Here is a 26,655-nt window from a genome sequence, read left to right on the forward strand (position 1 = left end):
AATCAGCTCAGGAACCCGTAAGGCTCAGCTGGCCAGTCGGTTAACCTGTTCCACAAACGCCGTTGGCAGGCTGTCGATCACCGGCCGGGCATCGCCGCACACATCCGGGTTCGGGGCATCCGGCTCTTTTGCCAGCACTATTGGCGACTCTGACCAGTGCAGCAGCTCCAGTTTGCCGTTCTCCTGCTCCACCAGGGCCGTGCAGTGCTCCACCCAGTCGCCATCATTGCAGTACAGACCTTCTTCACTGCGCAAAAATCCGGCGGAATGGATGTGGCCGCAGATAAAGCCGTCGTAGTTGCCCTTTTCCGCGACAGTCAGGGCTGCCAGCTCGAACCGGCGTATGAAGGTGCGGGCCTTGCCGATTCGGCTCTTCACCCAGGCCGCCAGCGACCAGTAGGGCTTGCCCTTGAGCCGGCGCCAGGCGTTGAACCAGCGGTTCAGGCGCAGCAGCATGCCGTGGGCACGGTCGCCGACCAGAAGCATCAGCGGGCTGCAACGCACTACCTGATCAAACTGGTCACCGTGGCAGACCATGAACCGACGACCGTCAGCGGTGGTGTGCACGGCTTTGTATCGAAGCTCAATGCCGGCGATGGTCTGGCCGCAGAACCGGCGCAGGAAATCGTCGTGATTGCCGGGCACGTAAACCACTCGGGTTCCGCTGGCCGCCAGCTCAATGAGTTTGTGGATGACGGCCTGATGGGAATCGGGAAAGTGCACCCGTCGCTGCATCGCGATCAGGTCGATAATGTCGCCCACCAGGTAGAGGGTTTCACAGCGGACCTGGTTCAGGAAATCCAGCAGGTACTCGGCCTGGCAGTCTGCCGTGCCCAGGTGTACGTCGGAAATGAAAACGCTCCGGTAGCTCCGCATCTTGTCTCCCGTCTTTCAACCAGTCCGGATGGTGCCACTTTGGCAAGTTCGGGTGACGGGGAAATGACAACGGGGAGACACTTCTGTGACGCTCAGAAAGGAGTCACAGGGGAGGAAGTAGCGGTTTCCCGGTAACCCGCGGGGTTACCGGAATACCAATGTCCGGTGTTAGGTACCGGTTAGCGCAGGTCCGGATTCAGGGTATAGGTGCCCGTTACACGAGCGCTTGCCAACACGTGCCCCGCCATGGCTTCGCGCACATCGTTACCATCGAACTCGCCGTCGAGGGCGAGCGTATCCACATCCAGTGCGTGCACTTCGAAATGGTAATGATGGATGATCTCATCGTTCCAGGGCGGACAGGGGCCATCGTACCCGGCGTAAGTGCCGTTCATGTCGGGATTGCCCGCCAGAAACTGGGTGTAGTTGTTCACGCCGCGGATACCGATGGGGCCGGGACCCGGCTCCTTGCCCTTGGGAATCACACCATCACTGTCTTCACCTTCCGGAATCCGGGTGGTGCCGGCCGGCACATCCACCAGCAGCCAGTGGAAAAAATCGACCCGCGGGATGTCCTTCGAGACGGTCTTGCCTTCCTGGTTCACGTCGTCTGCAACGCTGGGCACGTCCGGATCGAACATCATTACCACGAAGCTCTTGGTGCCTTCCGGCGCATCGTCCCAGACAATTTCGGGGTTCCGGTTGGGACCGAAGCTCATGTGGTCTTCTTCACTGTAGACCCCGAATGCGAATTTCTCGGGAATCGGCTGGCCTTCGTCTATGCCTTGAACCTGTAGTTTCACGGCGTTGCCTCCTGTGATTTTTGGCCTTGGGCTCATCGACTGTGTCTGGGACAGTCTCATTCTGTGATAATACGGTTTTAACACAAAATCGATTCAACTGACCACGGAGCCCCGATGAGCCAACAGAAGCCCGGCAAGCCGCAAAAGCCCGAAAACCAGAAAGACGAGGATGCGGTTGCCTTCGCCCAGGGCATTTTCGAACTGGCCCGTAACGGCGGTGCAGGGCCTCTCAGCGTGATGCTTGACGCCGGTGTCCCGGTCAACATGCGCACCAGCGAGGGGGAGACCCTGTTGATCCTGGCCAGCAAACACGGCCACGCGGAAACGGTGCGTCTACTGCTTGAAAAAGGCGCCGATCGCGATGCGACGGACAGCCGCGGCAATACCGCTCAGTCGCTGGCAAAAACCGACAGCGTACGACGCCTGTTCGAAGAACAAAGCCGGTAAGCCGGCATGTTCAACAAGGGCGAGATTATTCACCACACCCGGGACGCCCTGGGCAGCATCCTGGTGGTCGATTACCGCAAACACCGGGTGCTGACCTTCAACTCGGTGTTCGAGCAGAGCAAGATCGACCGTCGCTATCCCTATCTGCCAGTGCACGAGTACAACCGGGCCATGATGCTGCCGGCGGTATTTGCCAACCCCCGCCACGTCACCATTCTGGGCCTGGGCGGCGGCGTGATGGCCGGCGCATTTCACCATCTCTATCCTGAGTGCCGGATACACGCGGTCGAACTGCGCCAGGCGGTGCTGGATACGGCAAGGGAGTTTTTTGACCTTCCGGATAGTGAGCGCCTGGAGGTGACCATTGCTGATGCCCGGGATGCCCTGGAAAGGCTGCCGGAAGCGAGCACGGACATGATCCTGGCTGACCTGTATAACGCAGACCGGATGAGCCCTGCCCAGGCCCAGAAGCAATTCGTGGATGAGTGCGCCCAGGTGCTGGCCGAAGACGGCTGGCTGGTGCTGAACTACCACAGGACACCAGATGTTGAAGGGCCCTATTTCCGTCGACTCAAGAGACATTTTGCCGTGCTTCTGGGCTTCCGAAGCAAAAGCAACAACACCGTGGTCTATGCCAGCAAACAGCACTTCCAGTCCGTTCACCCCAAAGACCCGGTGTTGGCAGAACTGGAGAACCGGCTGCCAATAGACTGGCGTCGATTGATGGCTAAAGTCAGCCGGATGGAGTGGGGCGGAAAACCGTCTCAGAGTTGATCTGGGTCCTTGATGATTACCGGGGATGATCCATAGTTACTGGTATGGAATCCACTGCGTTCGAGAGGAGTTCTGACCATGAGTGAGGAAGACTATAAAAAGCTGCATCCGGTACTGAGTGAGGTCACGAAGACCTACGTCGATCTATACACCAACCGGCCCAACGAAAAAAACCGGGAAAAGCTGATCAAGCTTGAAGCCCTGCTACACGAGAAGCTGGAAGCGATTCAGAAAGCCAAGGAAGAGAAAGAATAGGGCCCGCCTGCGCCGAGCCCTGTCTGCTCAGGACCATTTTTCTCCGGGGCTCTGGTAATCCAGGACGGCCCGGTGCAGCGTTTCTGGCTGGTCGGTCTGGATCAGCATGTCGATGTATTGCTGCTTGAGAAATCCGGCCCGCTCCATGGTTTGCGCCATCGCCAGCAACGGATCGAAAAATCCTTTGACGTTGTAGATGGCACAGGGTTTCTGGTGCAACCCTAATTGGCCCCAGGTCCAGGCCTCAAACAGCTCTTCCAGGGTGCCAATCCCGCCCGGCAGCGCAACGAAACCATCAGCCAGATCCGCCATCAGGGCCTTGCGCTCGTGCATGTTTTTAACCACGTGCAGCTCGGTAAGACCGGAGTGGGCCAGCTCACGGTCCCGCAGATGCTCGGGGATCACCCCGTGCACCCGTCCGCCTGCGGCCAATACCGCATCGGCCACGACGCCCATCAGGCCCACATGGCCACCACCGAACACCAGCTCGATGCCATTACGACCGAAGTAGTCACCCAGCTCCCGGGCTTTGTCAGCATAGAGCGGATCGTTGCCTGACCGGGAGCCGCAATAGACCGCGACTTTCATTCACCGTCCCCAATCTTGTCCTGGGTCTGGGTCTCGAAATCGCTGGCATCGTGGCGCTCGTGCAGCTGGCTGCTCGGCTCACCCCAGGCCCGGTTGACCATCCGGCCGCGCTTGACCGCCGGACGCTGGGCAATCTCATCAGCCCAGCGAATGACGTTGGTGTAGGTGTGGGCTTCCAGGAACTCGGCTGCGTCGTACACCTTGTTTTTCACCAGGGCGCCGTACCACGGCCAGATGGCCATATCGGCAATGGTGTATTCGTCACCCGCGATGTAGCGGTTATCGGCCAACTGCCGATCAAGTACATCCAGCTGACGTTTGACTTCCATGGTGTAGCGGTTGATCGGGTACTCGTAGTATTCCGGCGCGTAGGCGTAGAAATGGCCAAAGCCGCCACCGAGCATAGGTGCGCTGCCCATCTGCCAGAACAACCAGTTCATAGTTTCGGCACGCCCTGCGGTGTCCTTGGGCAGGAAAGCGCCAAACTTTTCCGCCAGATAGAGCAGGATGGAGCCGGATTCGAATAGGCGGATAGAAGGGCTGACACTGTGGTCCATCATGGCGGGAATCTTGGAGTTAGGGTTCACCTCCACAAAACCGCTGCCAAACTGGTCGCCCTCGGTAATTTTGACGAGCCAGGCATCGTACTCGGCTTCTTTAATACCCAATTCCAGCAGCTCCTCCAGCATCACCGTTACCTTGACGCCATTGGGCGTCGCCAGCGAATAAAGCTGCAACGGGTGCTTGCCAACCGGCAGCTCCTTGTCATGGGTCGGACCGGCGATCGGGCGGTTGATACTGGCAAACCGGCCACCACTCTCGGAGTCCCATTTCCAGACTTTGGGTGGCGTGTAGGTAGCGTCGGTCATGGCATTTCTCCTCACAAAGTAGCATTCAGCTGGCTCCGAGGTCGCATTGAGCCCGGGGCCGAAAACTCTAGCATGGAAGATCAAACAAAAAGAACCACAGGAGTACCCCATGGCAGGGCGCATTGTGCTCCTTCTTGCCTGTCTGTTTGTAATGCCCCAGGTTCAGGCCGAGCTGTCAGACAGCAAGCGGGCGCTGATCCAGGAGCTGTTTCCCTCGGCAACGGTCATTGAAGACAAGCTGCCGGATTTCCCGGTGTATCCGGTGTATCAACTCCAGGAACTGCTTGGCTATGCCTACGAAACCATAGACCACAGCCGGCTCCAGGGCTTTGCCGGCAAACCGATCAGCATGCTGATCGGCCTGGATACCAAAGGGCGCTTTACCGGCATCAAGGTGCTGAATCACCACGAGCCGGTATTTCTGCATGGCCTCGGCGAAGAGCCCCTGTTCGACTTCGTAGACCAATACGAAGGGCATTCGTTACAAGAGCAGATTATTGTCAGCACCTCCAACTCCAGCCGTTCCGGACGAACCAGCGACGGCAACGTGGTGCACTTTGACGGTGTCAGCAAGGCCACGGTCTCTGTGCTGATCATCAACGACACCGTGCTGTCCTCGGCCCTGAAAGTGGCCCGCCAAAAACTCGAGGGCTTTGCCCAGAGCGCCCCCACACGGGCGAAGCCGGATTTCTACCAGCCGATGTCCTGGCAGCAGCTGGTCGACCGCGGTTACATTGGGCACTGGCAAATTGGCAGTGAGTCCATTGAGGCTGAACTGGGCCGGCCTCTGTCTGACTACCCCATGAACATTGAGCCGGCAGAGGGCGAGCCCTTTACCGAACTGTTCTTCGCCTACATCAATTCGCCCATGGTGGGGCGCAACCTGCTCGGCGACGACGGCTACCGGCGCCTCATGGAACGACTCGACGATGGCGCGCAGGTTCTGGCTGTCATGTCCCGCGGTGCCTTTCCCCATGTTTCCCGCGAGTTCGTGCCTGGCAGTTCTCCCGACCGTGTCGGCCTTACCCAGAACAACCTGGCCGTGGAAATGCGCGATCTCAACCTGCTCGACCAGAATCTCGAATTCCGGGCCGCCGGCATGCCCTCGTTCGAGGCCGGCAACCTGTTTCGGGTGGGCGGCAACGCCGGCTTTAACCCGGGGGCAGAGGCCAACCTGAAGCTCAACGTTGAACTGGCCCGTAACCATCTGATGGTGGACCGGACATCCCTGGATATCCCGGTTCGATTCAACGAAGAGCTGTTTGAAACCGTCGAGGTTGCTCCCAACCCGGAAGACACCCGTCAACCGGTCTGGATCGGGCTCTGGAAAGAACGCTGGTGGCAGATTTCCCTGCTGGTAATCGGCCTGACCGTTCTGACCGTGTTCTTCGCCCGCCAGAAAGCCCTGAGCCGCAACCCGAAGCTGGTACACCGGTTCCGCTGGGGATTCCTGTTTTTCACCCTGTTCTTTATCGGCTTCTACGCCCAGGGCCAGCTTTCGGTGGTTAACATCTACACCCTGTTCCTGGCGATCTGGGACGGTTTCTCTCTCAATGTCTTCTTGCTGGATCCGATCATCTTTATTCTCTGGGTCTACACATTCATAACCCTGTTCATCTGGGGTCGCGGCCTGTTCTGTGGCTGGCTCTGCCCGTTCGGGGCCCTGCAGGAAATGGCCGCCTGGCTTGGCCAGAAACTGAAATTCCGCCAGATCAAGGTGCCCGAGCACTGGCACCGGCGCCTGATTCTGCTCAAATATCCGATCCTGCTCGCTCTGGTGGGCACTGCTTTCTACTCCCTGACCATCGCCGAAAAGCTGGCGGAGGTGGAGCCATTCAAAACCAGCATAACCCTGTTTTTCGTTCGCTCTTGGCCCTTCGTACTTTACGCCGTCGGCCTGCTGGTAATAGGCATGTTCATCCACAAATTCTACTGCCGCTATCTGTGCCCGTTGGGCGCCGGCCTTGCAGTGCTTGGCCGGTTCAGACTGTTCAGCTGGCTGGACCGGGTCGAGCTCTGCGGCAACCCTTGCCAGCACTGTAAAAACGAATGCGGCATCAATGCCATTCGCAAGGATGGCCGGATTGACTACGACGAGTGCATTCAGTGCCTGGAGTGCGTCGTTATTCTCGAAGATGACACCCGGTGCGTCGACAAACGGCTCGAGACCAAAAAACGGTCAAGACAGGCGCACATACTGGCAACGGACGCGGGCTGACCCGCTCCGTTGCCCCAAAGCCCGGATTACTGCTTTTTCTGCCATTCAAACTTCTTGAACGGCTCGTCAACCGGCGTTTCCGCAATGTGGTTGACGTAATTGCTCATCACCTTCTGGGACAGCACCAGAATCACTTCCAGTACCTGGCGGTGCTGGTATCCGGCTTCATAGAACGCGTCCAGGTCCTCTTTGCTGACATTGCCGTGTTTACGCATGACAGCGAGGGTAAAGGTTCTCAGCGCCTCAAGCTTGTCGCTCGGCAGCGGCGTTTCGTCCCGCAGTGCATTGGTAATGTCGTCGGACACGTCCATCATTTTGGCAATCCCGGTATGGGCAGGGACGCAGTAATGACAAGCGTTTTCCACGTTGATGGTTTGCCAAACCACGGTCTTCTCTTCGTTATCAAAGCTGCTGTCCAGCACCAGTTGATGCAGTTGCTGGTAACCCTCAAGGATGCCCGGCGCTTCCGCCATTACCGCGTGCAGGCCCGGGATCATGCCGAACGCCTTGAGCGAGTTGTCCAGCAGGGGCCTGGATTTCTCCGGTGCCGTGTCTTTGTCGTGCAAAGGAAAATCTGTCATTGCCAACTCCTTTATTGAATGTTTGCTCAATTACTACTTCAGGCTAACTGTTATTGAGTGGTCATTCAAGATATAATTGAGCGGTCATTCAAATCACGGCAATGGTGAATTGTTGTTATGGCCAGACACGCACGCTATGACCGGAAAACCGCCCTGGAAAAGGCCGTTGGCCTGTTCTGGGAGAAGGGCTATCACGGCAGCTCCATGAAGCAGATCGAGCAGGCCCTCGACATGCGACCGGGCAGTATCTACGCCACCTTCGGCAGCAAGGATGGCCTGTTTTCAGAAGCACTGGCCGCCTACGCTGAGCAGGGAGGCCGGGAGCTGGCCGTACACCTCAAGGGTTTTGACTCTATTGTTGAAGGTCTCCAGGACTATTTGCGCGGCATCGCCTGCAGTTGCGGGGACGAAAACGCAGCGCCTTCCCGGGCCTGTATGATCGTGAAAACGCTGCTGGAATCCAGCAATACCCACCCGGCCCTGGCGGACCAAGCCAACAGCATTCTCGCTGCCATTGAGCAATCCATTGCAGACCTTGTTGAGCAGGCACGGGTGAATGGAGAGCTGGTGCAGTCCGTAGACAGCCGGCGACTTGCCAGGCTTCTCCAGGCGCAGATCATGGGTCTGAGATCCATGGCTGAACGCAACCTGGACCCGCAAATCATGCGGGATCTGGGCGATGATATGGCGGCTATTCTGGACGGATTCCGCACCCAGCACTGAACTCTTCCGTTTCCGAGCCCCGGTGCCACAATGCCGGGGCTGAAGGTAGCAGCACTTCCGTCGAATTGTACCCGCAGCGCCGGCCGCGTTAACATTAACGGTCGGCTCAGGCCCTGCCTTGCTCCTTGTTCTCCCGTGGCTGCAAGCCTGGTTCCCAGTGAGGACAGCCAAGCATTCTTGCCCGAAGAGTACTTGGCTATCTTCACTTACAGGTCTGATTGTTATGGATAACCTTCATCATATTGTTGTGGTCGGCGGTGGCGCCGGCGGGCTCGAACTGGTTACCAGCCTTGGTAACAAACTGGGGAAAAAGAAAAAGGCCAGAGTTACTCTGGTGGATGCCGGACTCACCCATGTCTGGAAACCGCTGCTGCACGAAGTCGCGTCCGGTTCGCTGGATGCCAGCGCCAACGAGATCAACTACCGGGCCCACGCGCGGAAGCACCATTACGAATTCCAGCTGGGTCGCATGAGCGGTCTGGACCGCCAGAACAAACAAGTGGTCATTGCCCCGTTTCACGATGTCGATGGCACAGAAGTGGTTCCCGAGCGGCACATCCAGTACGACACACTGGTGATTGCCGTGGGAAGCACCGCCAACGATTTCGGCACCCCTGGCGCTCAGGACAATTGCCTGTTCCTGGACAGCCTCAAGCAGGCCCGGCGTTTCCACAACCTCATGCTCAATGCCTTTCTGCGCAAGAATCATGAGGCGTTGCAGGGTGCTGAACACACCCTGAATATCAGCATTATCGGAGCCGGTGCCACCGGAGTGGAACTGGCAGCAGAACTGCGGCTGGCGTCCCGGGAGCTGCCGGTATACGGCATGAACCATCTCCAGCCCTCAGACGTTTCGATTACCGTGATTGAGGCCGCCGACCGCATCCTTCCGGCCCTGCCGGGCCGGCTGTCTGCAGCGGCCACACGGGAGCTGGAACACCAGCGGGTGAACGTACTGACCGGCCAGCCAGTCAGTGAGGTACGGCCGAATACGGTTGTGATGAAAGACGGCACCGAATTGGCCTCGGAAATGACCATCTGGGCAGCGGGCATCAAGGCTCCGGCGTTCCTGGCCGAGCTTGAGGGCCTGGAAGTGAACCGGAGCAATCAGCTGGTGGTGGAACAGACCCTGCAAACCACCCAGGATGCGGACATCTTTGCCTTTGGCGACTGCGCCGCTTGCCCGCAGCCGGATTCCGACCGGCCGGTACCACCCCGGGCCCAGGCTGCGCACCAGCAGGCCGACACCCTGTTCAAGACTCTCTGCAACCGCCTGGACAAGGGCGAGGCGGTGCCCTTCGTCTACAACGACCACGGTTCGCTCATCAATTTCAGCCGTTACACCACCGTTGGCAATCTGATGGGCAATCTGTCCGGCCGCAGTATGTACATCGAGGGCAAGGTGGCCCGGCTGTTCTATCTGTCCCTCTATCGGATGCATCAGGTGGCTCTGCACGGCATGTTCCGCACCGGGATCATCTGGCTGATGGACCGGATCAGCCGCGCCATGCATCCGAGACTGAAGCTGCACTGACGCTCAGCCCCTGCACCCAGTCGATCATCGGGGCGGGGTAGATGCCCAGTACCAGAATGACAACCGCCAGGGTGACGAGGGTCATGCCGCCAAGGCGGCTGCCCCAGTCGTTGGTTACATCCCGGCGCCGCATCCCCGGTTCGGGCAGATACAGGGTCACCATCACCCGCAGGTAGTAATACAGACCAATAGCACTGCCGGCGACAACACCGCCCACCAGCCACCACCGGCTGTCGGCGACACCCAACGCAATGACATAGAACTTGCCGATAAATCCGGCGGTCAGGGGAATCCCAGCCAGCGACAGGAAACTGACCGTCATCACCGCCGCCAGGTATGGACGCCGCCAGAACAGGCCGCGATAGAGCGGTAAGCCATCAGCGTCCTCGCCTCCGAACGGGCTGGAGACAAGAGCCACCACGCCGAATGCCGCCAGCGTCGTCACCAGATAGGTCACCAGATAAACCCCGGTGGTTTCGACGGCCAGTGCGTTGCCTACGGCGATGGCTACCAGCAGGTAGCCAAAATGGGCAATGGACGAATAGCCCAGTAGACGCTTGAGGTTCGACTGGAACAGCGCCAGCAGATTTCCCCCCAGCATGGTCACCAGCGCCAGCACCGTGATCATCGTTTGCAACCAGTCACTCTGGAAAACCGGCGCCGCCAGTACCAGCCGCAACAGCACCACGAAGACCGCCAGCTTGCTGACCGTAGCCAGGAAAATCGTGGCCGGCGCCGGGCCACCCTGGTAAACATCCGGCGTCCACAAATGAAACGGCACCACCGACAGTTTGAAACCCAGACCCACCAGCATCAGCGCGCCGCCGGCCAGCATCCAGATATCAGGAGCGCCACCCAGTGCGCCCGCGATCCCCGTCAGATCGAGGTAGCCGGTGCGTGCATAGACCAGCGCCATGCCAAACAGCAGGAAGGCGGTGGCAGCGGCCGACAACAGCAAATACTTGATGCCCGCTTCCAGCGACCGTTCCGCCCGGAAGCTGTAGGCAAGCATGCCGTACAGGGGCATCGACAGCAGTTCCAGGCTGATGAACAGCATGGCCAGGTGGTCGCTTGCCACCAGTCCCAGGGCACCTGCCGTGGCGCACAACAACAAGAGGTAGAATTCCTCCTGCGGACCGATGTAGCCGGTGAGGTAGTGATGACTCAGGATTACAGTAACCAGGGCCGACAGAAGAATCAGCGTCGCAGCCATCAGGGCCAGTCCATCCACTTCCATGAGCGGTGGGGAGCCTGTGGATGCGACCGGTAACATCAGGAGTGCCAATATCAGGCCGGCACCGGCGATCAGGGCCGTACCGGCATGATGGCGTTGCCAGGCAATGACCAGCATGGCAACCACCGCGGTCGTGCCCACGATGATCAATGGCAGCAATGTCAAAAGGTCCGCTGCTGTCAGCATCAGCGCACCTCCCCTGCGGTGGCCGCCAGGCTCTGAACACCACTGGCAAACAGTTCTACCACGCGACCGGACATGCCAGCCGTGGTATCCAGCAATGGTTGCGGGTAAAGCCCGATGAGCAGAACCAGGGCCAACAGGGCCAGCATCATGCCGTACTCACGCCAGTCCGGGCCGGCGAGCGCGCCGTCACGATAAGCGGGCCCGAAATGTACCCGCTGCATCAGGATCAGCGAATAAATGGCGGCCATCACCAACCCCGTACTGGCAATAATCACCACCACCGGCGCGCTCGGGAAGGTGCCGAACAGAATCATGAACTCACCCACGAAATTGGCAGTGGCCGGCATCCCCAGGGACGCAGCGACAAAACACAGCGTAAACCCGGGCAACGTCGGTACCCGGCCCCAGAGCCCACCCATGATGCGCATATCCCGGGTATGGATGCGCTCATAAAGCTGGCCGCTGAGGATAAACAGGCCAGCGGAAGAGAACGCGTGGGCCACCATCAGCACCACCGCACCCTGGATGGCCAGTTCCGAGCCGGAGTAGATGGCGATCAGGACAAAGCCCATGTGGGAGATGCTGGTGTAGGCGATCAGCCGCTTGATGTCCTGCTGACCGCAGGCCAGAACGGCACCGTAAACGATGCCTACCAGCCCGAGCACCATGGCCACCGGGGCGAAGGCAGCGGACTCTTCCGGAAATAATGGCAGTGCAAAACGCAGCATGCCGTAGGCGGCCGTTTTCAACAGTATGCCCGCCAGATCCACACTGCCCGCCGTGGGCGCCTGGGCATGGGCATCGGGCAGCCAGCCGTGGAAAGGCACCACCGGCAGTTTTACCGCAAACGCCACGAAGAAGCCCAGCATCAGCCAGGGAGCGATGGCCTCCGGCACCTCGGTATTGAGCAGAACCTCGTAGCTGAACGAAAGCTCGCCAGTGTTGCCGAAATGGATAAACACCAGCGCCAGGATCGCCACCAGCATCAGCAGGCCACTGGCCTGGGTGTAGATAAAGAAACGCGTGGCGGCCCGAATGCGGGTCTGGCCGGCCGAACCGCTGTGCCCCCAGAGCGCGATCAGGAAGTACATGGGCACCAGCATCATTTCCCAGAACAGGAAGAACAGGAACAGATCCAGGGCCAGGAACACGCCGACCACACCGCCAAGGATCCACAGCAGGTTGAGGTGGAAAAAGCCGATGCGGTGCCCGATTTCATGCCAGGAGCAGAGCACTGCAAGGGCGCCGAGAAAGCCCGTGAGCGCGACCAGAATGAGCGAGAGTCCATCCATGGCCAGATGGATTTCAATGCCGAACCGGGGAATCCAGTCGGCCCGCCATTCCAGCAGCCAGGGCGTGTCCGCTCCCGAGGGCAGGGCAAAATCGCCGGTTACCCAGAGCCAGAGGCCGATCACCAGAACAAACAGCATGGTCCCCAGGGCAATCCAGCGCGGTGCCTGCTCACCCCAGCGATCCGCCTGCCAGCACAGCAGACCACCCAGAAACGGAATCACGATCAACCACACCAGGATCACGCGACACCTCCCGGGCCGATGGCCAGAGCCAGCAGAATCAGGGTTGCCCCCACAATCATGGCCGTGGCGTAGCTCCGAATCCGGCCATTCTGGGCGCGCACCAGACCGCTGTTGAGCAAACGGGCGAGCACTGCCAACAGGTTGATGGTGAGATTGATCAGGTCATGGCGGAGCATGCGCACCAGCAACTGCCACGGCCGAACCAGCAGCCGGTCATACAGCGCATCGAACCCCCAGGCCCGGTGCCAGAGAGTCCAGAGGAAGGCGCCCGGGCCACTGGTGACCTGCTCGCGTAGCCAGTCGCACCGCTTCACGAACAGCCAGCCCGCCACCGCAAGACCGGCAATCACGGTGCCACTGGCCAGCAGCTGCAACAAGGTATGGCCCGCGTCGGTTCGCTCACCGGGTGCCACCGGGAACAGGCCGCCAAGGTGGGGATAGAGCATGGCGCCCACAAAGGTGGACAGCACCGCCAGCACCGCCAGGGGCAGGTGGTGGGTCAGCAGATGGCTGCCCGGTTCCGCGTTCCGGGCCTTGTCGCTGCCGCAGTCGCCGTGGAAAGTGCCGAGAATCAGTCGAACCGTATACAGGCAGGTCAGGAACGCGCCCAGGAGCCCCGCCAGAAGAAGCCCCTGCTGGTCTGCCGCCATGGCCTGCCAGAGAATCTCGTCCTTGCTGTAAAACCCCGCCGTTACCAGCGGCAGGGCCACCAGCGCAGAACCGCCCACCAGGAAACCGGCATAGGCCACAGGCAGCCGCTTTCTCAGCCCCCCGAGATTTGCCATGTCCTGCTCGTGATGGCAACTGGTAATCACCGCACCGGCCGACAGGAACAGCAGCGCCTTGAAAAACGCGTGGGTGACCAGGTGAAAAATGGCGGCATCAAAGGCGCCTACCCCGAGGGCCAGGAACATGTAGCCAATCTGGCTCATGGTGGAATAGGCCAGCACCCGCTTGATGTCGGTCTGGGCCAGGGCCGCGAACGCCGCCAGGAGCATCGAGACAGCACCGATCACCCCGACCAGCCACAAGACGTCCGGAGCCAGCAGGAAGACACCGTTGAGCCGGGCGATTAAGTATACCCCGGCAGTGACCATGGTGGCGGCGTGGATCAGCGCCGAGACCGGGGTCGGCCCCGCCATGGCGTCCGGCAACCAGGTGTGCAGCGGCACCTGGGCGGATTTACCGAGGGCTCCGCCCAGTACCAGCAAGGCAACGAGGGTCGCCGTGGGGTCGCCCACTGACCAGACCTCGGCGGCCCGGACCATCACCTGCTGGATATCCAGGGTGCCAAGGTCCCGGAAGATCAGGAATAGCCCCAGAGCCAGGAACACGTCGCCGATGCGCGTGACCAAAAAGGCCTTGAACGCTGCCCGGCCGTTGGCGCTGTTCTGGTAGTAGTAACCGATCAGCAGATAACTGCACAGACCAACCCCTTCCCAGCCGAGGAACAGCAGCAGCAGGTTGTCCCCGAGCACCAGGATGAGCATGCTGAATACGAACAGGTTCATCCAGGCGAAGAATCGGGTAACGCCGGCCTCACCGCCCATGTACCAGACCGCAAACAGATGGATGAAGAAACCGACGCCGGTAATCACGGCCATCATCACCAGGGCCAGGGCATCCACCGCCAGACCGATCGTTGGCTGGAAGGCCCCAACCTGGATCCAGGTCCAGAGCGTGAAACGAACGGCACCATCGCCGCCCGCATAAAGCGCAATGGCCCAGGCCGTCGCCAGGGCAGCGACGCCGACACTGGCAACGCCGATGACCGCGCCGACCTGGGGCCCCAGGCGACCGCCGGAAAGGGCCAGCACCAGGGTGCCGACCAGCGGCATGACAAACGACAGAGTAACCGCCAGCTCCATCATCCGCGCATCCTGCTGACGAGATCGAGATTAAGGGACCTGGCCCGCTGAAAGAGCTGAATCATCAGCGCCAGGCCCACGGCCGCTTCGGCGGCTGCCAGGGTGATCACCAGCAGGAACATGGCCTGGCCATCGGGCTGGTTCCAGGCCGTGGCGCCGACCACGAACGCCAGTGCCGCGGCGTTCAGCATCACCTCAAGACTCATGAGTACAAACAACATGTTACGGCGCAGCATCAGGCCCACCAGGCCCAGCAAAAACAGGACGGCAGCCAGAATCAGGCCGTGCTCCATGGGGATACCCGCCATCAGGGCCGCCTCCTTTGCCGCAACGGATTCGACCGACGCCCCACATGGGAGGCAGTTACCAGCGCCCCCAGCAACAAAAGGCCCGCCAGTTCCACTACCATCAGCCAGGGCCCGAAGAGAGTCAGCCCTACCGCCCGCGCGGTCAGCAGTTCGCCATCAATGACCCTGGCCATTTCGCCACCGGCAATCAGGTGGAAAAGCACGCCCAGCAGCACCAGGGCAAGAGCCGAGGGGCCAAGCCAGTGCCTGGGATGGCGCCAGCCTGCGTCGTCGCTGTCCTGGTCCGGGCCGAGGTTGAGCATCATCACCACAAACACGAACAGGACCATGATGGCACCAGCGTAGACGATGATTTCCAGCGCGCCGGCAAAGGGCGCCCCGAGGGCGAAGAACACCAGGGCAACGGCAATCAGCGAGACGATCAGATACACCACGGCATGCACCGGATTGCTGCCGGTAATCACACCGACCGTCGCCAGTACCGCCACCAGGCCACTCAGATAAAACGCCAGTTCCATGGGTCTTTACCTCCCGCTTTATGGCAACAGGGAACGCACGTCCACAGGCTCCTCTTCGTTCAGAGCCTGGCCCTTGTCCTTGCCGCCGATGGCCATGCCGGCCACCTTGTAGAAGTGGTAATCGTGATCCTTGCCCGGGCCGTTGATCAGCAGGTCCTCTTTCTCATAGACCAGCTGCTGCCGGTCGTACTCGCCCATCTCGAAGTCCGGCGTCAGCTGGATCGCCGAGGTGGGACAGGCCTCCTCACACATGCCGCAGAAAATGCAGCGGGAGAAGTTGATCCGGAAGAACTCCGGGTACCAGCGCCCGTCTTCCTGCTCGCCCTTCTGCAGGGAAATGCAGTCGACCGGGCAGGCCACCGCGCACAGGTTGCAGGCCACGCAGCGTTCTTCGCCGTCCGGATCCCGGGTCAGCACGATGCGGCCCCGGTAACGGGGCGGCAGGTAGACCGCCTCTTCCGGGTAGTTGACCGTCTCCCGCTTGCGGAAACTGTGCATGAACACCATGCCGAGGGTTCGCAGCTGGCTCCATGTCGCCGGCACCAGCCAGAGCACGGACTTTATGAACGGGACCTTTTCCTTCTCCATAACGGGGTCCTCCTCAGCCTTCCGGGGCAACCAGCAGTACCACCGCGCCGGTTGCCAGCAGATTGATCAGGGTCAGGGGCAGGCATACCTTCCAGCCAAAGTTCATCACCCGGTCATAGCGGGGTCTGGGCAGGGAGGCCCTCAGCAGGATGAACAACAGCAGGAAGAAGCCGGTCTTGATCGCAAACCAGAGCACCGGCGGCAACCAGGGGCCGTGCCAGCCACCAAAGAACAGGGTGACGATCAGCGCAGACACCAGAACCATGCCCACGTACTCGCCAATGAAAAACAGCCCGAACTTCATGCCCGAGTATTCAATATGATAACCGTCCGCCAGCTCCTGCTCCGCCTCCGGCTGGTCAAAGGGGTGGCGGTGGGTGACTGCGATACCGGCAATCAGGAAGGTACAGAAGCCAAAGAACTGGGGCACGACGAACCACAAGCCTTCCTGGGCGGCGACGATCTCCCGCATGTTGAAGGAACCTGCCAGGGCGACCACGCCCATCAATGACAGCCCCATGAATACCTCATAGGAAACCGTCTGGGCGGACGAGCGCATGGCGCCCAGCAGCGCGTATTTGTTGCCACTGGCCCAGCCCCCCAGCAGCACCGCGTAGACATTGATGCCTGCCATGGCCAGGAAAAACAGCAATCCGATGTGCAGGTCCGCAATGCCCCACCCGGGTGTAATCGGAATCACGATGAAAGAGAGCAGCAGGGAGGCAAAGGCGATCACCGGCGCCAACAGGAACAGTGGCCGGTCGGCAAACGGCGGAATCCAGTCTTCCTTGAAGAAGATCTTGATCATGTCCGCTACCAGCTGAAGGGTGCCGAACGGCCCGACCCGGTTGGGACCATAGCGGTCCTGCCAGAGCCCCAGCAAGCGACGCTCGACAATGGTCAGGGCAGCGCCCAGAAGCACCGCGCCCAGCAGAATCACCAGGGCCTGGAACATGGCCCAGAGAATGGTCTGCCATTCCGGTGTCAGCCAGCTCATGGACGCACCTCCTCGCCGGGCGTCGGCGTGGAACCCGGCCCCGCGGTCAGCGTGACCGGACCATCAGCGATACCCATCGGAACACTGCCGGCCGGCAGGCCCACCAGCCCCCGGGGCCAGTCCGCCTGGACACGGGCCGGCAGCGTCACGCAAGCCTGCTCGCCAGTGACAGTGACCAGCCCGCCCAGCTCGGCCCCCAGTGAAGTGGCGTCGGCTTCCGAAAGCAGCAGCACCGGTGTCTCCATCCGCCGGCGAATGGGGTCTACCAGGGCCGAGGTTTCCTCGCCGCCGAAAAGTCGAGGTAGAACCATGGCCCGGTAATCCGTTCCAGACGGCTGGTAGGCTGCCGGAATATCGCCCTCATAGTGATAGTGCCCGGGCCGGGGATTGAGTATCCGGATACCCGGGTCGCCCCCGCGCAAATGGCCACCAACTTCATCGGTGAATTTGTTCCAGGCCTGGGGCGAATTCCAGCCTGGCGCCCAGGCAAAGGGCACCTGCTGATGAGGATGCCGGAAACCGCTGTACCCCTCCATGGAAAAGGCCAGTGCGGTGTCCGGATCCTGGGGTACCCGTGGCTCGCTGACACTCTGGTCGGCACGCATGGACGTCCGGCCGCTGTATCGATGGGGTTCCCGGGCCAGCCGCAGACCCTCGATGCGGAAACCGGCATCAGGGGCGGCCGCGGTAATCAATGCAAGATCCGCGCAGGCCCGGCTGCAGGCCAAGGTTACCTGGTCGAGGGTGATGTCCCCCGGTATCTCGCCGTTCAGTTTGGCCGAGAGACCGTGCAGCCAACGCCAGCTTTCGTGAATCCGGGCTTCCGGGCGAAGATAGCCCGGCTCAAATACCTGGAAGAAGCGCTGGGCCCGCCCCTCCAGATTGACCAGAGTGCCATCACCCTCGGCAAAGCTGGCTGCCGGCAGCGAGAAGGTTGCGCGGTTCAGCGTGGGCGTGCGCTGATGGTCCAGCACCACCAGCGCTTCGACCCTCGCCAGGGCCGCGTCCACCGGGGCTTCCGGCAGGCGCTGATAAAGGTCATTTTCCAGAATCACCGCCGCATCGGCGTTTCCGTCTACAAGCTGGTCGAGCGCCCACTCCAGGGGCTGACCGCCCAGCAATGCCAGACCGGTGCTGTTCACTTCCCGGCGAACAAACAGCAGCCCGCCCCGTTTGGCGCGTCGGGCCAATGCCCGGGCAATGTTGCCGACAGCCCGGATGATGGCCGGGGAATTCAGCGCCCCACCGCTGACCACCAGCGGCCGTTCAGCGGCCAGCAATGCGCGGGCAATCTCGGAGGCCCGGGACCGCAGCGTCGCGTCGAGATCGGGCACGTCCGGAGCGGTCGGATCGATGGCGTGGGCCACCGCAAATCCGAGCCGGGCGATGTCCTCAGGGGCAAGCGCCAGACGGCTCCGGGCAAGGGTGTCCAGCTTGGTTTCAGCCGGATAGGCAATAAACAGCGGCTGGCGATGATCCTGGGCCAGGGTTTTCATGGCATCGGCATGCCAGCGGGGAATACCCAGCCTGGCCGCGTACTCCGCCGGCGGCGAGGTAATCGCCTGACGAATGGAAAGACCAAGCCGCGCTGCGCTTTCCATGGGGTCTTCGCCAAGCAGGAGCACGGCATCGTGCCCTTCCACGTCTCGCAGGGTGGGCGCTGACAGCCCGCAACTGCGGCCCTGTTCATCCATCAGGTCGAGGCAGGTCTGCTCGTTCTCATTGATGCCGGTGGAAAAGTTGGCCTCACCCACCAATTCCCGGAGCTGATGATTGCTTTCCAGGCTGGCCCGGGGCGAACCTATGCCGATGACCCGCCGGGCGTGGCGCAGAGTCTCCGTTATCCGGGCCAGGGCCGTATCCACCCCGAGCTGCTCCGGCTCCTGCGCCGGTTCACGCTTCTGTTCACCCCCCTGTTCACACTCCTTGCCCGACCGGAACTCAGGTACTCTGGGCCGATCCTGCCGGTTTACATAGCCATAGCCGAAACGGCCCAGATCACACAGGAAAAACCCGTTTACCTCACCGTGGTAGCGGTTCTCGATCCGCCGGATTTCGCCGTAGCGTTCGCCCGGGCTTATGTTGCACCCCACCGCGCACTGGTGGCAGATGCCCGGCGCGAACTGCAGGTCCCACTTGCGGGTGTAATGATCGGAGTGGCTCTGGTCGGTGAAGACACCGGTCGGGCAGACTTCGGTCAGGTTGCCGGCGAAGCGACTTTCCAGGGTGCCTTCCTGGTGCCGTCCGAAGTAGACATTGTCCTTGGAACCGAAGGCCCCCAGGTCAGTCCCGCCTGCGTAGTCATTGTAAAAGCGCACACAGCGGTAACAGGTGATACAGCGGTTCATCTCGTGGGCTATGAAAGGGCCCAGGTACTGGTTGCGACGGGTGCGCTTGCGGAACCGGTAACGGCGGCGATCGTGGCCGGTCATCACGGTCATGTCCTGCAGGTGGCAGTGGCCGCCTTCCTCGCACACCGGGCAGTCGTGGGGGTGGTTGATCATCAGCCACTCCACCACGCTGGCCCGGAAGGCGCGGGCTTCTTCATCCTCAATATCAATGCGGGTGCCATCGGCGGCCGGCGTCATGCATGACATCACCAGCATGCCCCTGTCGTCCTCGCTGTCCTTGTACTGGCGCACGGCACACTGGCGGCAGGCACCGACACTGCCCATGGCCGGATGCCAGCAGAAATAAGGGATATCCAGGCCCAGGGACAGGCAGGCCTGAAGCAGGTTGTCTGCCCCGTTCACCTCGTAGCTCTGGCCGTCCACGTGGATGGTTGCCATGGTGCCAGTTTACTCCCTGTTCGCCGCCAGTGATCGTTTCATACTCCCCCCGCCGGTATCGGATCGGCATGGGCCTTCCCCCTCGGATAGCGCACGCCCTGCTCAAATTCACGCCGGAAATGCCGGAGCGCGGTCTGAAGGGGCATGGCCGCGCCGGGCGCATGGGCGCAGAAGGTGAGGCCCGGACCGCAGTCGGCCGCCAGCTTGTCCAGCAGCTCCACATCGCCGGCTTCACCCTCGCCCCGCTCCAGGGCCAGCAACAGCTTCACTGTCCAGGGCAGTCCATCCCGGCAGGGCGTGCACCAGCCGCAGGACTCGCGGGCAAAGAACTCTTCCAGGTTGCGCATCAGCGCGACCATGCTCTGATCCTCGGTCACCACCGTAATCAGGCCGGTACCCAGGCGGCTGCCTTCCTTGCCCACAGTGTCGAAATCCAGGGGCAGATCCAGGTGTTCCGGCAAAAGGAAGCCGGTACTGGCGCCCCCGGGCAGCCAGGCCTTCAGCTTCCTGCCCTCTCGCAGGCCGCCGGCCAGTTCCAGCAGCTCCCGGCCGGTGGTGCCGATGGGCAATTCCCAGAGTCCGGGGCGGTTCACCAGCCCGGAGGCGCCGTAGAGTTTGGTTCCGCCGTCATCGGTGCGATCCCCGGACAACCCCTGATACCACTCCGCGCCACGAAGCATCACGGCCGGCACGTTGCACAGGGTTTCCACGTTGTTCACAACCGTGGGTTTACCCCAGGCCCCGGACTGGCCGGGAAACGGAGGCTTGGCCCGGGGATTGGCCCGGTGGCCTTCCAGCGAGTTGAGCAGGGCGGTTTCCTCGCCACAGATGTAGCGCCCGGCCCCGGTGTGCAGGGCAATATCAAAATCGAAGCTGCTGCCGGCAATGTCCGGGCCAAGCCAGCCGGCTTCCCGGGCTTCGGCAAGGGCCGCGGTGAGAACCCTGGCCGACTCGACGTACTCTCCGCGCAAGAAGATGTAGCCGTATCGGGCGTTGTTGGCGAAGGCCGCCAGGATCATGCCCTCAATCAACAGATGAGGTTGCTGCTCCATGAGCAGGCGATCCTTGAAGGTACCCGGCTCCATCTCATCGGCATTGCAGACGATGTAGCCCCGGGGAATGTCGTCCCCCTGCAAGGTGAGGCTCCATTTCAGGCCGGCGGAGAAGCCCGCACCACCGCGACCCCGAACATTGGCCTCCTTCATGGCGGCGATGACAGCGCCGGGATCGTGTCCGTTCAGAACCTGAGAGACTGCCCGATAGCCTTCTTTCGATTCGTACTCTTTCAGGCCCACCACCTGACCATCATCCCGCAGTCGCCAGGTCAGCGGATGGGTGTCCGGCGACCGATCGGCACCCGGTTGCAGCAGACGGCTTCTGTACAGTGGGGACTGGCGCTGGCTGTTCACGGGTAACCCTCCAGAATGTCCGCCAGATCCTCTTCATCCACGGGGCCATAGACATCGTCGCCGATCATCATGGCTGGCCCGCCATCGCAGGCGCCCAGGCAGCAAACCGGCAGCAGGGTGAAGCGGCCGTCGGGCGTGGTCTGGCCCAGGCCAATACCGAGCCTGTCCGTCAGCTTCTCCCGCAGCTGGTCGGACCCGGTCAGGAAACAGGAGCTGCTGTCACACACCAGGATGACATGACGCCCAACCGGCTGCCGGAAGATCAGGCTGTAAAAGGTGGCCACGCCTTCGACACTGGCCGGCCCCACGCCCAACACCCGGGCAATGGCAGGAATCGCATCATCAGGTACCCAACCATGGCGATGCTGGACGATCTTCAACGCTTCAATGCACGCGGCCTGGGGCTGCTCGTAGTGGCTGGCCTCCGCGCGCATGGCGCCTTCGTCCTCCGGATGGAGCCGGAAGCCGTCGGTGGTGATGGTCTGTGGTGTCGGTGTCGTTTCCATCGTCATCGGTCCACGTCCGCCATTACGAAGTCGATGCTGCCCAGGTGGGCGATCAGGTCCGGCACGAAGCCGCCGCGCATCACGCTGGGAATCTGCTGAAGGTGAGGGAAACTGGGCGTCCGGATCCGGGTCCGGTAACTCATGGTGTTGCCATCACTGGTCAGGTAGTAACTGTTGATGCCCTTGGTGGCTTCCACCATTTGCATCGACTCCTGGGGTTTGAGCACCGGCCCCCACGACACCTGCAGAAAGTGGGTAATCAGGGTTTCAATGTGTTCCAGCATCCGTTCACGGGGTGGTGGCGTGGTCAGGGGATGGTCCGCCTTGAAGTCCCCGGCGGGCATGTGATCCACGCATTGCTGGATGATCCGAAGGCTCTGGCGCATTTCGTCGATCCGGAGCTGGCCCCGGTCGAAGACATCACCCCGGTCGCCCAGGGGCACCTCAAATTCGAAGTTGTCGTAACCGGAATAGGGGCGCTGTTTGCGCAGATCGAAATTGCACCCGGTGGCCCGGAGATTCGGACCGGTGACACCCCAGGCCAGCGCCTGGACGGTATCAAAGGCGGCCACGTTGCGCGTCCTGTCCCGAACCAGAGCGTTTTCCATCATGGCCCGCTCGTATTCCCGCAGGCGGGGGGGCATCCAGTCGAGGAATTCCTGCACCAGTTTCTCCCAGCCCTGGGGCAGATCCTGCATCACACCGCCAATACGGTACCAAGCCGGATGCATGCGAAAGCCCGTGATCCCCTCAATCACCTTGTAGCCACGCTGACGGTCGCTGAAGGTGTAGAACACCGGCGTCATGGCACCCAGGTCCTGCAGGTAGGTGCCGAGAAACAGCAGGTGGCTGGTAATGCGGAACATTTCCGCCATCATCACCCGAATCGTCTTCACCCGGTCCGGCACCTCGATGCCGGCCAGCTTTTCGACCGCCAGCACATAGGGCAGGTTATTCATCACCCCGCCGGTGTAATCGATGCGATCGGTGTAGGGAATGAAGCTGTGCCAGGACTGGCGCTCGGCCATTTTTTCCGCGCCCCGATGGTGATAGCCGATGTCCGGGACGCAGTCGACGATTTCCTCGCCATCCAGTTGCAGCACAATACGGAAAGCACCGTGGGCGGACGGGTGGTTGGGCCCGAGGTTCAGGAACATGAACTCAGCGCCGTCCCGCTCTCTGGCCATACCCCAGGCTTCGGGCACGAACTGCAGGGCGTCCTGTTCAGTTTCCTGACCTTCCACCGTCAGGGTGTACGGATCGAACTCCGTCGCCCGGGCGGGGTAATCCTTGCGCAGGGGGTGTCCCGACCAGGTGGACGGCATCAGGATGCGTTCAAGATGCGGATGGCCGGAAAAGCTGATGCCGAACATGTCCCAGACTTCACGCTCATACCAGTTGGCCGCCGGAAAAATGCCGGTGACAGTAGGGACGCTAAGGTCTTCCTCAGCCAGAGCGACTTTGAGCATGATGTCCCGATTGCGGTTAATGGACATCAGCTGATAGAAAACGGTGAAATCCGAATCCGGCAAGCCCTGACGATTGCCACGCAGCCGCTCATCGGTCGCCGACAAGTCATACAAAAGATCGTAAGGCGCATCCAGTTGCTTGAGGTAACCCAGCATATCGGTCAGTGCCGCACGCAGCACCCAGAGCACAGGCATGCCGGTACGGGTCTGCTGGCAGCACAGCACAGCCTCGCCGAAGTCCCGTTGCAGGGCTTCGACCAGCTCAATGTCGACATTATCTGCGCTACTGCTCATGCTCGTGGTTTGACTCCTGACAATCAGTTGTAAACGACGGCAAGCGGCTTTAAAGCTTGTCGGGGCTCCTCAATTCCGTGGCCTGGATTCGCTGATCCCGCCATTTCTCTCTCTGCGAGGGCATCTCGGCCCGGTAAACGCCCTGGTCACCCACCACCCAGGACAATGGCCGGCGTTCCTCCTGGATGGAGTCCTGCAACAGCTGCAAACCCTGCAAAAAGGCCTCCGGACGGGGTGGACAGCCGGGCACATACACATCAACCGGCAGGAATTTATCCACCCCCTGGACCACCGAGTAGATGTCGTACATACCGCCGGAGTTGGCACAGGACCCCATGGATATCACCCATTTCGGCTCCAGCATCTGGTCGTAAAGCTGCTGGATCACCGGCGCCATCTTGATGAAGCAGGTGCCGGCAATCACCATGAAATCTGCCTGCCTGGGGGAGGCCCGGATTACTTCTGAGCCGAACCTGGCAATATCGTGGGGCGCGGTAAAGGCGGTGGTCATTTCCACATAGCAACAGGACAGCCCAAAGTTGTAGGGCCAGAGGGAATTTTTGCGACCCCAGTTGACCGCGGAATTCAGCACCTCGCTCAGTTTGCCGGTAAAAACGTTGCGTTCGAGCTGCTGTTTAACGGGGTCCTCGACCCTATGGCGCCGATCAACCGGATAACGGGTATTGCCTTCCGCAGGACCATCGGCCCTGGTCAGGGTATAGGCCATGAAAACCTCCCTTTCTGGTCACACAACCCCATTTCTCTCCCGATTCCGCAGAATCCGGAGACCCGGAGAGTGTGCTTCTATGCGCCGCGCTTGCGTGCCGGGCTTTGGTCGGGCGCCCAGTCAAGGGCGCCAGTTCGACTGTCGTAAACGAGCCCGGCAAGCAGGACGAAGATGAATACAGCGGCTCCCCAGAAACCCGTCCAGCCAACATCCGGGATGACGATGGCCCAGGCAAAGAGAAAAACCGCTTCAATGTCGAAGATGACAAACAGCATTGCCACCAGGTAGAACTGAACGGAAAACCGCTGGCGGGCACTGCCGGCGCCGACGATGCCCGATTCGAAGGGAAGAGATTTGCTGATACCGCGACTGCGGCCACCCAAAAGACTGGACGCGCCCACCATGAAGGCGCATAGGCCCGCTACCGCCAGGATGAAAAAGCCGGTAGCCCAGTATTCGGCAATGCCATTTGCCGCACTTTCAGCCATGCAGTTTCCCCTCGACAGCACACAGCTGCCGTATTGGATACCTGTATTAAAAGCTAGCAACGGGCCCGGGATTGCGCAAACCGAACCGCGGAATCAACGGTTAAACGCGCAAACGTATGATGCAAAAGATATTACGGATGAAGCAGGGGAGTATGAGAAGATAAGAATTGGAGCGGGTGAAGGGAATCGAACCCTCGTATGCAGCTTGGGAAGCTGCCGTTCTACCATTGAACTACACCCGCAAAAAAATGATCGCGACAGCAATATAAGCGGTCAGCCCGGCAATGGGCAAGCATTCTGTCTGGAGCAACAATGGACCCCACCCTGACCCTGATTGGCGCCCTGATGCTGGTCATCAGTATCGTGCTCAGCCCGCTTTCCAGCCGGGTGGGCATGCCTGTGCTGCTTATCTTCCTCGTCGTGGGCATGATGATGGGTGAGGACGGGCCAGGTGGTATCCAGTTCGACGATTTCGAGCTGGCCTTTTTGATCGCCAACCTGGCTCTGGGCGTGATCCTGCTGGACGGTGGCATGCGTACCCGGGCGGAAACCTTCCGAGTGGGCCTGAAACCCGCGCTGATACTGGCCACTCTTGGTGTTGCAATGACCGCCGCTGGTGCCGCGGTTGTCGCATGGTGGGTGTTCGACCTGCACTGGCTCACCGCTTTGTTGATCGGCGCCATCATCTCATCCACCGATGCCGCCGCCGTGTTTTCCCTGCTTCAGGGCCGCGGCCTGCACCTGAACGAACGGGTCAGTGCCACCCTGGAGATCGAATCCGGCAGTAACGACCCCATGGCGATTTTCCTGACCCTCATGCTGGTCACGCTGATTGGTAACGACGGCGACCACGCGGGCTGGGCCGCCCTTTCCATGCTGGTGCAACAATTTGGCATCGGCGCGGTTGCCGGCATCATCGGCGGTTTTGCCGTGGTGGAGTTGGCCAATCGTATCCGCCTGACGCCATCCCTGTACCCTTTGCTGGTGGCGGCTGCAGGCATTTCGGTGTTTTCCGCCACCAACGCCCTTGGCGGCAGCGGATTTCTGGCCATTTACCTGACCGGAGTGGTGATCGGTAACCGTCATGTCCGGATGATGCCGATGATCCTTCAAGTCCACGATGGCCTGGCCTGGCTGGCCCAGTTGTGCCTGTTCCTGATGCTGGGGCTACTGGTAACCCCGTCGGATCTGATTCCGCTGGCTGGCGGAGGGCTGATACTGGCCCTTGCCCTGATCTTCATCATCCGTCCGCTTACGGTCATGCTTACCTTATGGCCGTTTGCCTTCAACCGTCGCGAGTTGGGTTTTATCAGTTGGGTCGGCCTCAGGGGCGCGGTGCCGATCGTACTGGCCCTGTTCCCGATCATCGCGGACTTGCCGGAAGCGCAACTGGTCTTCCACGCGGCTTTCTTTATCGTCCTGGTCTCTCTCCTGGTTCAGGGCACCACCATGACACCCCTGGCCCGGAAACTTCGTCTGGAAGTCCCTGCCGGCGAAGACCCCTATCGGAGGCTGCCCCTGGATGCCCCGGCTGCAGGCGACCACGAATTGATGCTGTTCCCGCTCCGGGGCGAAAGCTGGGAAACCCCGCGCCGGCTGGGGCAGCTGCGTTTTCCGGAGAACACCGCTGTGGCCGGCGTATTCCGCAACCGGGTCTGTTTACAGCCGAAAGCCGATCTGGAGGTGTCCAGTGGGGATATGGTTGCCATGTTCGCGACCCCCAGTGTATTGCCGGAACTGGGCAAGGCGCTTAGCGGCCGGCACGCACCCAAGTACCTTGCCGAGCGGGCATTCTTTGGTGATTTCGTGCTCAACGGCGATGCCTTGCTTGGCGATGTCGAGCAGGTTTACGGCATTGAGTTTGACGACCTGCCCCCGGAACTCTCCCTGGCCGAGTGCTTTGCAAAACGCACCAAGGGGCACCCGGTTGTCGGTGACGTGGTCACCCTTGGGCCGGTAACACTGGTTGCCAGGGCCACCAGCGCCGACAAGGTCACCAAGGTGGGCTTGAAGATGGACAGTTCACAAAATGTCTGAAGAGCGAACCAGATAGCCAAAAAAGTTAACAAAA

Annotated in this window: 25 protein-coding genes and 1 tRNA gene; 7 read left to right on the forward strand and 19 right to left on the reverse strand. The window is 60.9% G+C overall.

Annotated elements, in window-relative coordinates; translation table 11 throughout:
- Positions 1–24 precede the first annotated feature (24 nt).
- On the reverse strand, positions 25–876 hold the full coding sequence (locus A8B84_RS11600) for a UDP-2,3-diacylglucosamine diphosphatase (RefSeq protein ID WP_064229336.1): 852 nt from the start codon (positions 874–876) through the stop codon (positions 25–27).
- A gap of 179 nt (positions 877–1,055) precedes the next feature.
- Positions 1,056–1,679 carry a YbhB/YbcL family Raf kinase inhibitor-like protein gene (locus tag A8B84_RS11605; RefSeq protein WP_064229337.1) on the reverse strand — a complete coding sequence of 208 codons (624 nt, stop codon included), beginning with the start codon at positions 1,677–1,679 and terminating at the stop codon, positions 1,056–1,058.
- Between the two features lie 114 nt (positions 1,680–1,793).
- On the opposite strand from A8B84_RS11605, the gene A8B84_RS11610 reads away from it, so the two are divergent.
- From A8B84_RS11610 to A8B84_RS21670, 3 genes are all read left to right on the forward strand, one after another.
- A complete protein-coding gene (locus A8B84_RS11610) occupies positions 1,794–2,126 on the forward strand; it encodes an ankyrin repeat domain-containing protein (RefSeq protein ID WP_064229338.1) in 333 nt (110 codons plus the stop codon).
- Between the two features lie 6 nt (positions 2,127–2,132).
- The gene (locus A8B84_RS11615) at positions 2,133–2,900 is read left to right on the forward strand and encodes a spermidine synthase (RefSeq protein ID WP_064229339.1); all 768 of its coding nucleotides are present in this window, start codon (positions 2,133–2,135) and stop codon (positions 2,898–2,900) included.
- 78 nt (positions 2,901–2,978) lie between these two features.
- A complete protein-coding gene (locus tag A8B84_RS21670) occupies positions 2,979–3,155 on the forward strand; it encodes a hypothetical protein (protein ID WP_162841252.1) in 177 nt (58 codons plus the stop codon).
- A gap of 27 nt (positions 3,156–3,182) precedes the next feature.
- Here the strand turns inward: A8B84_RS21670 and A8B84_RS11620 are convergent, their stop codons facing one another.
- Complete coding sequence (locus A8B84_RS11620; protein ID WP_064229340.1) at positions 3,183–3,743, reverse strand: TIGR00730 family Rossman fold protein; 561 nt, start codon at positions 3,741–3,743, stop codon at positions 3,183–3,185.
- Positions 3,740–4,612, reverse strand: a complete 873-nt coding sequence (gene yghU / locus A8B84_RS11625; RefSeq protein ID WP_064229341.1) for a glutathione-dependent disulfide-bond oxidoreductase — start codon at positions 4,610–4,612, stop codon at positions 3,740–3,742. The genes A8B84_RS11620 and yghU overlap by 4 nt, the downstream gene beginning before the upstream one ends.
- Positions 4,613–4,721: 109 nt before the next feature.
- Between yghU and A8B84_RS11630 the strand changes: the two genes are divergently transcribed.
- Positions 4,722–6,830: a NosR/NirI family protein gene (locus tag A8B84_RS11630; protein ID WP_064229342.1), complete on the forward strand. Its 2,109-nt coding sequence runs from the start codon at positions 4,722–4,724 to the stop codon at positions 6,828–6,830.
- Between the two features lie 26 nt (positions 6,831–6,856).
- Here A8B84_RS11630 and A8B84_RS11635 read toward each other — a convergent pair whose 3' ends face one another.
- The gene (locus tag A8B84_RS11635; RefSeq protein ID WP_064229343.1) at positions 6,857–7,411 is read right to left on the reverse strand and encodes a carboxymuconolactone decarboxylase family protein; all 555 of its coding nucleotides are present in this window, start codon (positions 7,409–7,411) and stop codon (positions 6,857–6,859) included.
- Between the two features lie 117 nt (positions 7,412–7,528).
- Here A8B84_RS11635 and A8B84_RS11640 point away from each other — a divergent pair, with 117 nt between their 5' ends.
- Together A8B84_RS11640 and A8B84_RS11645 are read left to right on the forward strand one after the other, a co-directional pair.
- A complete protein-coding gene (locus A8B84_RS11640) occupies positions 7,529–8,134 on the forward strand; it encodes a TetR/AcrR family transcriptional regulator (protein ID WP_064229344.1) in 606 nt (201 codons plus the stop codon).
- Positions 8,135–8,357: 223 nt separating this feature from the next.
- A complete protein-coding gene (locus A8B84_RS11645; protein WP_064229345.1) occupies positions 8,358–9,668 on the forward strand; it encodes an NAD(P)/FAD-dependent oxidoreductase in 1,311 nt (436 codons plus the stop codon).
- Here the strand turns inward: A8B84_RS11645 and nuoN are convergent.
- From nuoN to A8B84_RS11715, 14 genes are all read right to left on the reverse strand, one after another.
- Positions 9,631–11,091 carry an NADH-quinone oxidoreductase subunit NuoN gene (gene nuoN, locus A8B84_RS11650; RefSeq protein ID WP_413772195.1) on the reverse strand — a complete coding sequence of 487 codons (1,461 nt, stop codon included), beginning with the start codon at positions 11,089–11,091 and terminating at the stop codon, positions 9,631–9,633. The genes A8B84_RS11645 and nuoN overlap by 38 nt on opposite strands.
- Positions 11,088–12,623 (reverse strand): NADH-quinone oxidoreductase subunit M, encoded by a 1,536-nt coding sequence (gene nuoM / locus A8B84_RS11655; RefSeq protein WP_064229347.1) that lies wholly within the window; start codon positions 12,621–12,623, stop codon positions 11,088–11,090. The genes nuoN and nuoM overlap by 4 nt, the downstream gene beginning before the upstream one ends.
- Positions 12,620–14,494 carry an NADH-quinone oxidoreductase subunit L gene (nuoL, locus tag A8B84_RS11660; RefSeq protein ID WP_413772192.1) on the reverse strand — a complete coding sequence of 625 codons (1,875 nt, stop codon included), beginning with the start codon at positions 14,492–14,494 and terminating at the stop codon, positions 12,620–12,622. Before nuoL ends, nuoM begins: the two co-directional genes overlap by 4 nt.
- Positions 14,491–14,799 carry an NADH-quinone oxidoreductase subunit NuoK gene (gene nuoK, locus A8B84_RS11665; RefSeq protein ID WP_064229348.1) on the reverse strand — a complete coding sequence of 103 codons (309 nt, stop codon included), beginning with the start codon at positions 14,797–14,799 and terminating at the stop codon, positions 14,491–14,493. Before nuoK ends, nuoL begins: the two co-directional genes overlap by 4 nt.
- Positions 14,799–15,317: an NADH-quinone oxidoreductase subunit J gene (gene nuoJ, locus A8B84_RS11670; protein WP_064229349.1), complete on the reverse strand. Its 519-nt coding sequence runs from the start codon at positions 15,315–15,317 to the stop codon at positions 14,799–14,801. The genes nuoK and nuoJ overlap by 1 nt, the downstream gene beginning before the upstream one ends.
- An 18-nt stretch (positions 15,318–15,335) precedes the next feature.
- Positions 15,336–15,905: an NADH-quinone oxidoreductase subunit NuoI gene (gene nuoI / locus A8B84_RS11675; RefSeq protein ID WP_064229350.1), complete on the reverse strand. Its 570-nt coding sequence runs from the start codon at positions 15,903–15,905 to the stop codon at positions 15,336–15,338.
- A gap of 13 nt (positions 15,906–15,918) precedes the next feature.
- Positions 15,919–16,902 (reverse strand): NADH-quinone oxidoreductase subunit NuoH, encoded by a 984-nt coding sequence (gene nuoH / locus A8B84_RS11680; protein WP_064229351.1) that lies wholly within the window; start codon positions 16,900–16,902, stop codon positions 15,919–15,921.
- Positions 16,899–19,691 carry an NADH-quinone oxidoreductase subunit NuoG gene (gene nuoG, locus A8B84_RS11685; RefSeq protein ID WP_064229352.1) on the reverse strand — a complete coding sequence of 931 codons (2,793 nt, stop codon included), beginning with the start codon at positions 19,689–19,691 and terminating at the stop codon, positions 16,899–16,901. Before nuoG ends, nuoH begins: the two co-directional genes overlap by 4 nt.
- Before the next feature lie 38 nt (positions 19,692–19,729).
- A complete protein-coding gene (gene nuoF, locus A8B84_RS11690; protein WP_064229353.1) occupies positions 19,730–21,100 on the reverse strand; it encodes an NADH-quinone oxidoreductase subunit NuoF in 1,371 nt (456 codons plus the stop codon).
- Complete coding sequence (gene nuoE, locus A8B84_RS11695) at positions 21,097–21,612, reverse strand: NADH-quinone oxidoreductase subunit NuoE (RefSeq protein WP_413772193.1); 516 nt, start codon at positions 21,610–21,612, stop codon at positions 21,097–21,099. The genes nuoF and nuoE overlap by 4 nt, the downstream gene beginning before the upstream one ends.
- Positions 21,609–23,369: an NADH-quinone oxidoreductase subunit C/D gene (nuoC, locus tag A8B84_RS11700; RefSeq protein ID WP_082905150.1), complete on the reverse strand. Its 1,761-nt coding sequence runs from the start codon at positions 23,367–23,369 to the stop codon at positions 21,609–21,611. Before nuoC ends, nuoE begins: the two co-directional genes overlap by 4 nt.
- A 49-nt stretch (positions 23,370–23,418) precedes the next feature.
- Positions 23,419–24,096, reverse strand: a complete 678-nt coding sequence (locus A8B84_RS11705; protein WP_064229355.1) for a NuoB/complex I 20 kDa subunit family protein — start codon at positions 24,094–24,096, stop codon at positions 23,419–23,421.
- A gap of 77 nt (positions 24,097–24,173) precedes the next feature.
- Complete coding sequence (ndhC, locus tag A8B84_RS11710; protein ID WP_064229356.1) at positions 24,174–24,584, reverse strand: NADH-quinone oxidoreductase subunit A; 411 nt, start codon at positions 24,582–24,584, stop codon at positions 24,174–24,176.
- A gap of 168 nt (positions 24,585–24,752) precedes the next feature.
- A tRNA-Gly gene (locus A8B84_RS11715) sits at positions 24,753–24,826 on the reverse strand.
- Between the two features lie 70 nt (positions 24,827–24,896).
- On the opposite strand from A8B84_RS11715, the gene A8B84_RS11720 reads away from it, so the two are divergent.
- Positions 24,897–26,621 (forward strand): potassium/proton antiporter, encoded by a 1,725-nt coding sequence (locus A8B84_RS11720; protein ID WP_064229357.1) that lies wholly within the window; start codon positions 24,897–24,899, stop codon positions 26,619–26,621.
- Positions 26,622–26,655: the final 34 nt, after the last annotated feature.

It is taken from the genome of Marinobacter sp. EhC06 (assembly GCF_001650915.1).
Classification (GTDB): Bacteria; Pseudomonadota; Gammaproteobacteria; order Pseudomonadales; family Oleiphilaceae; genus Marinobacter.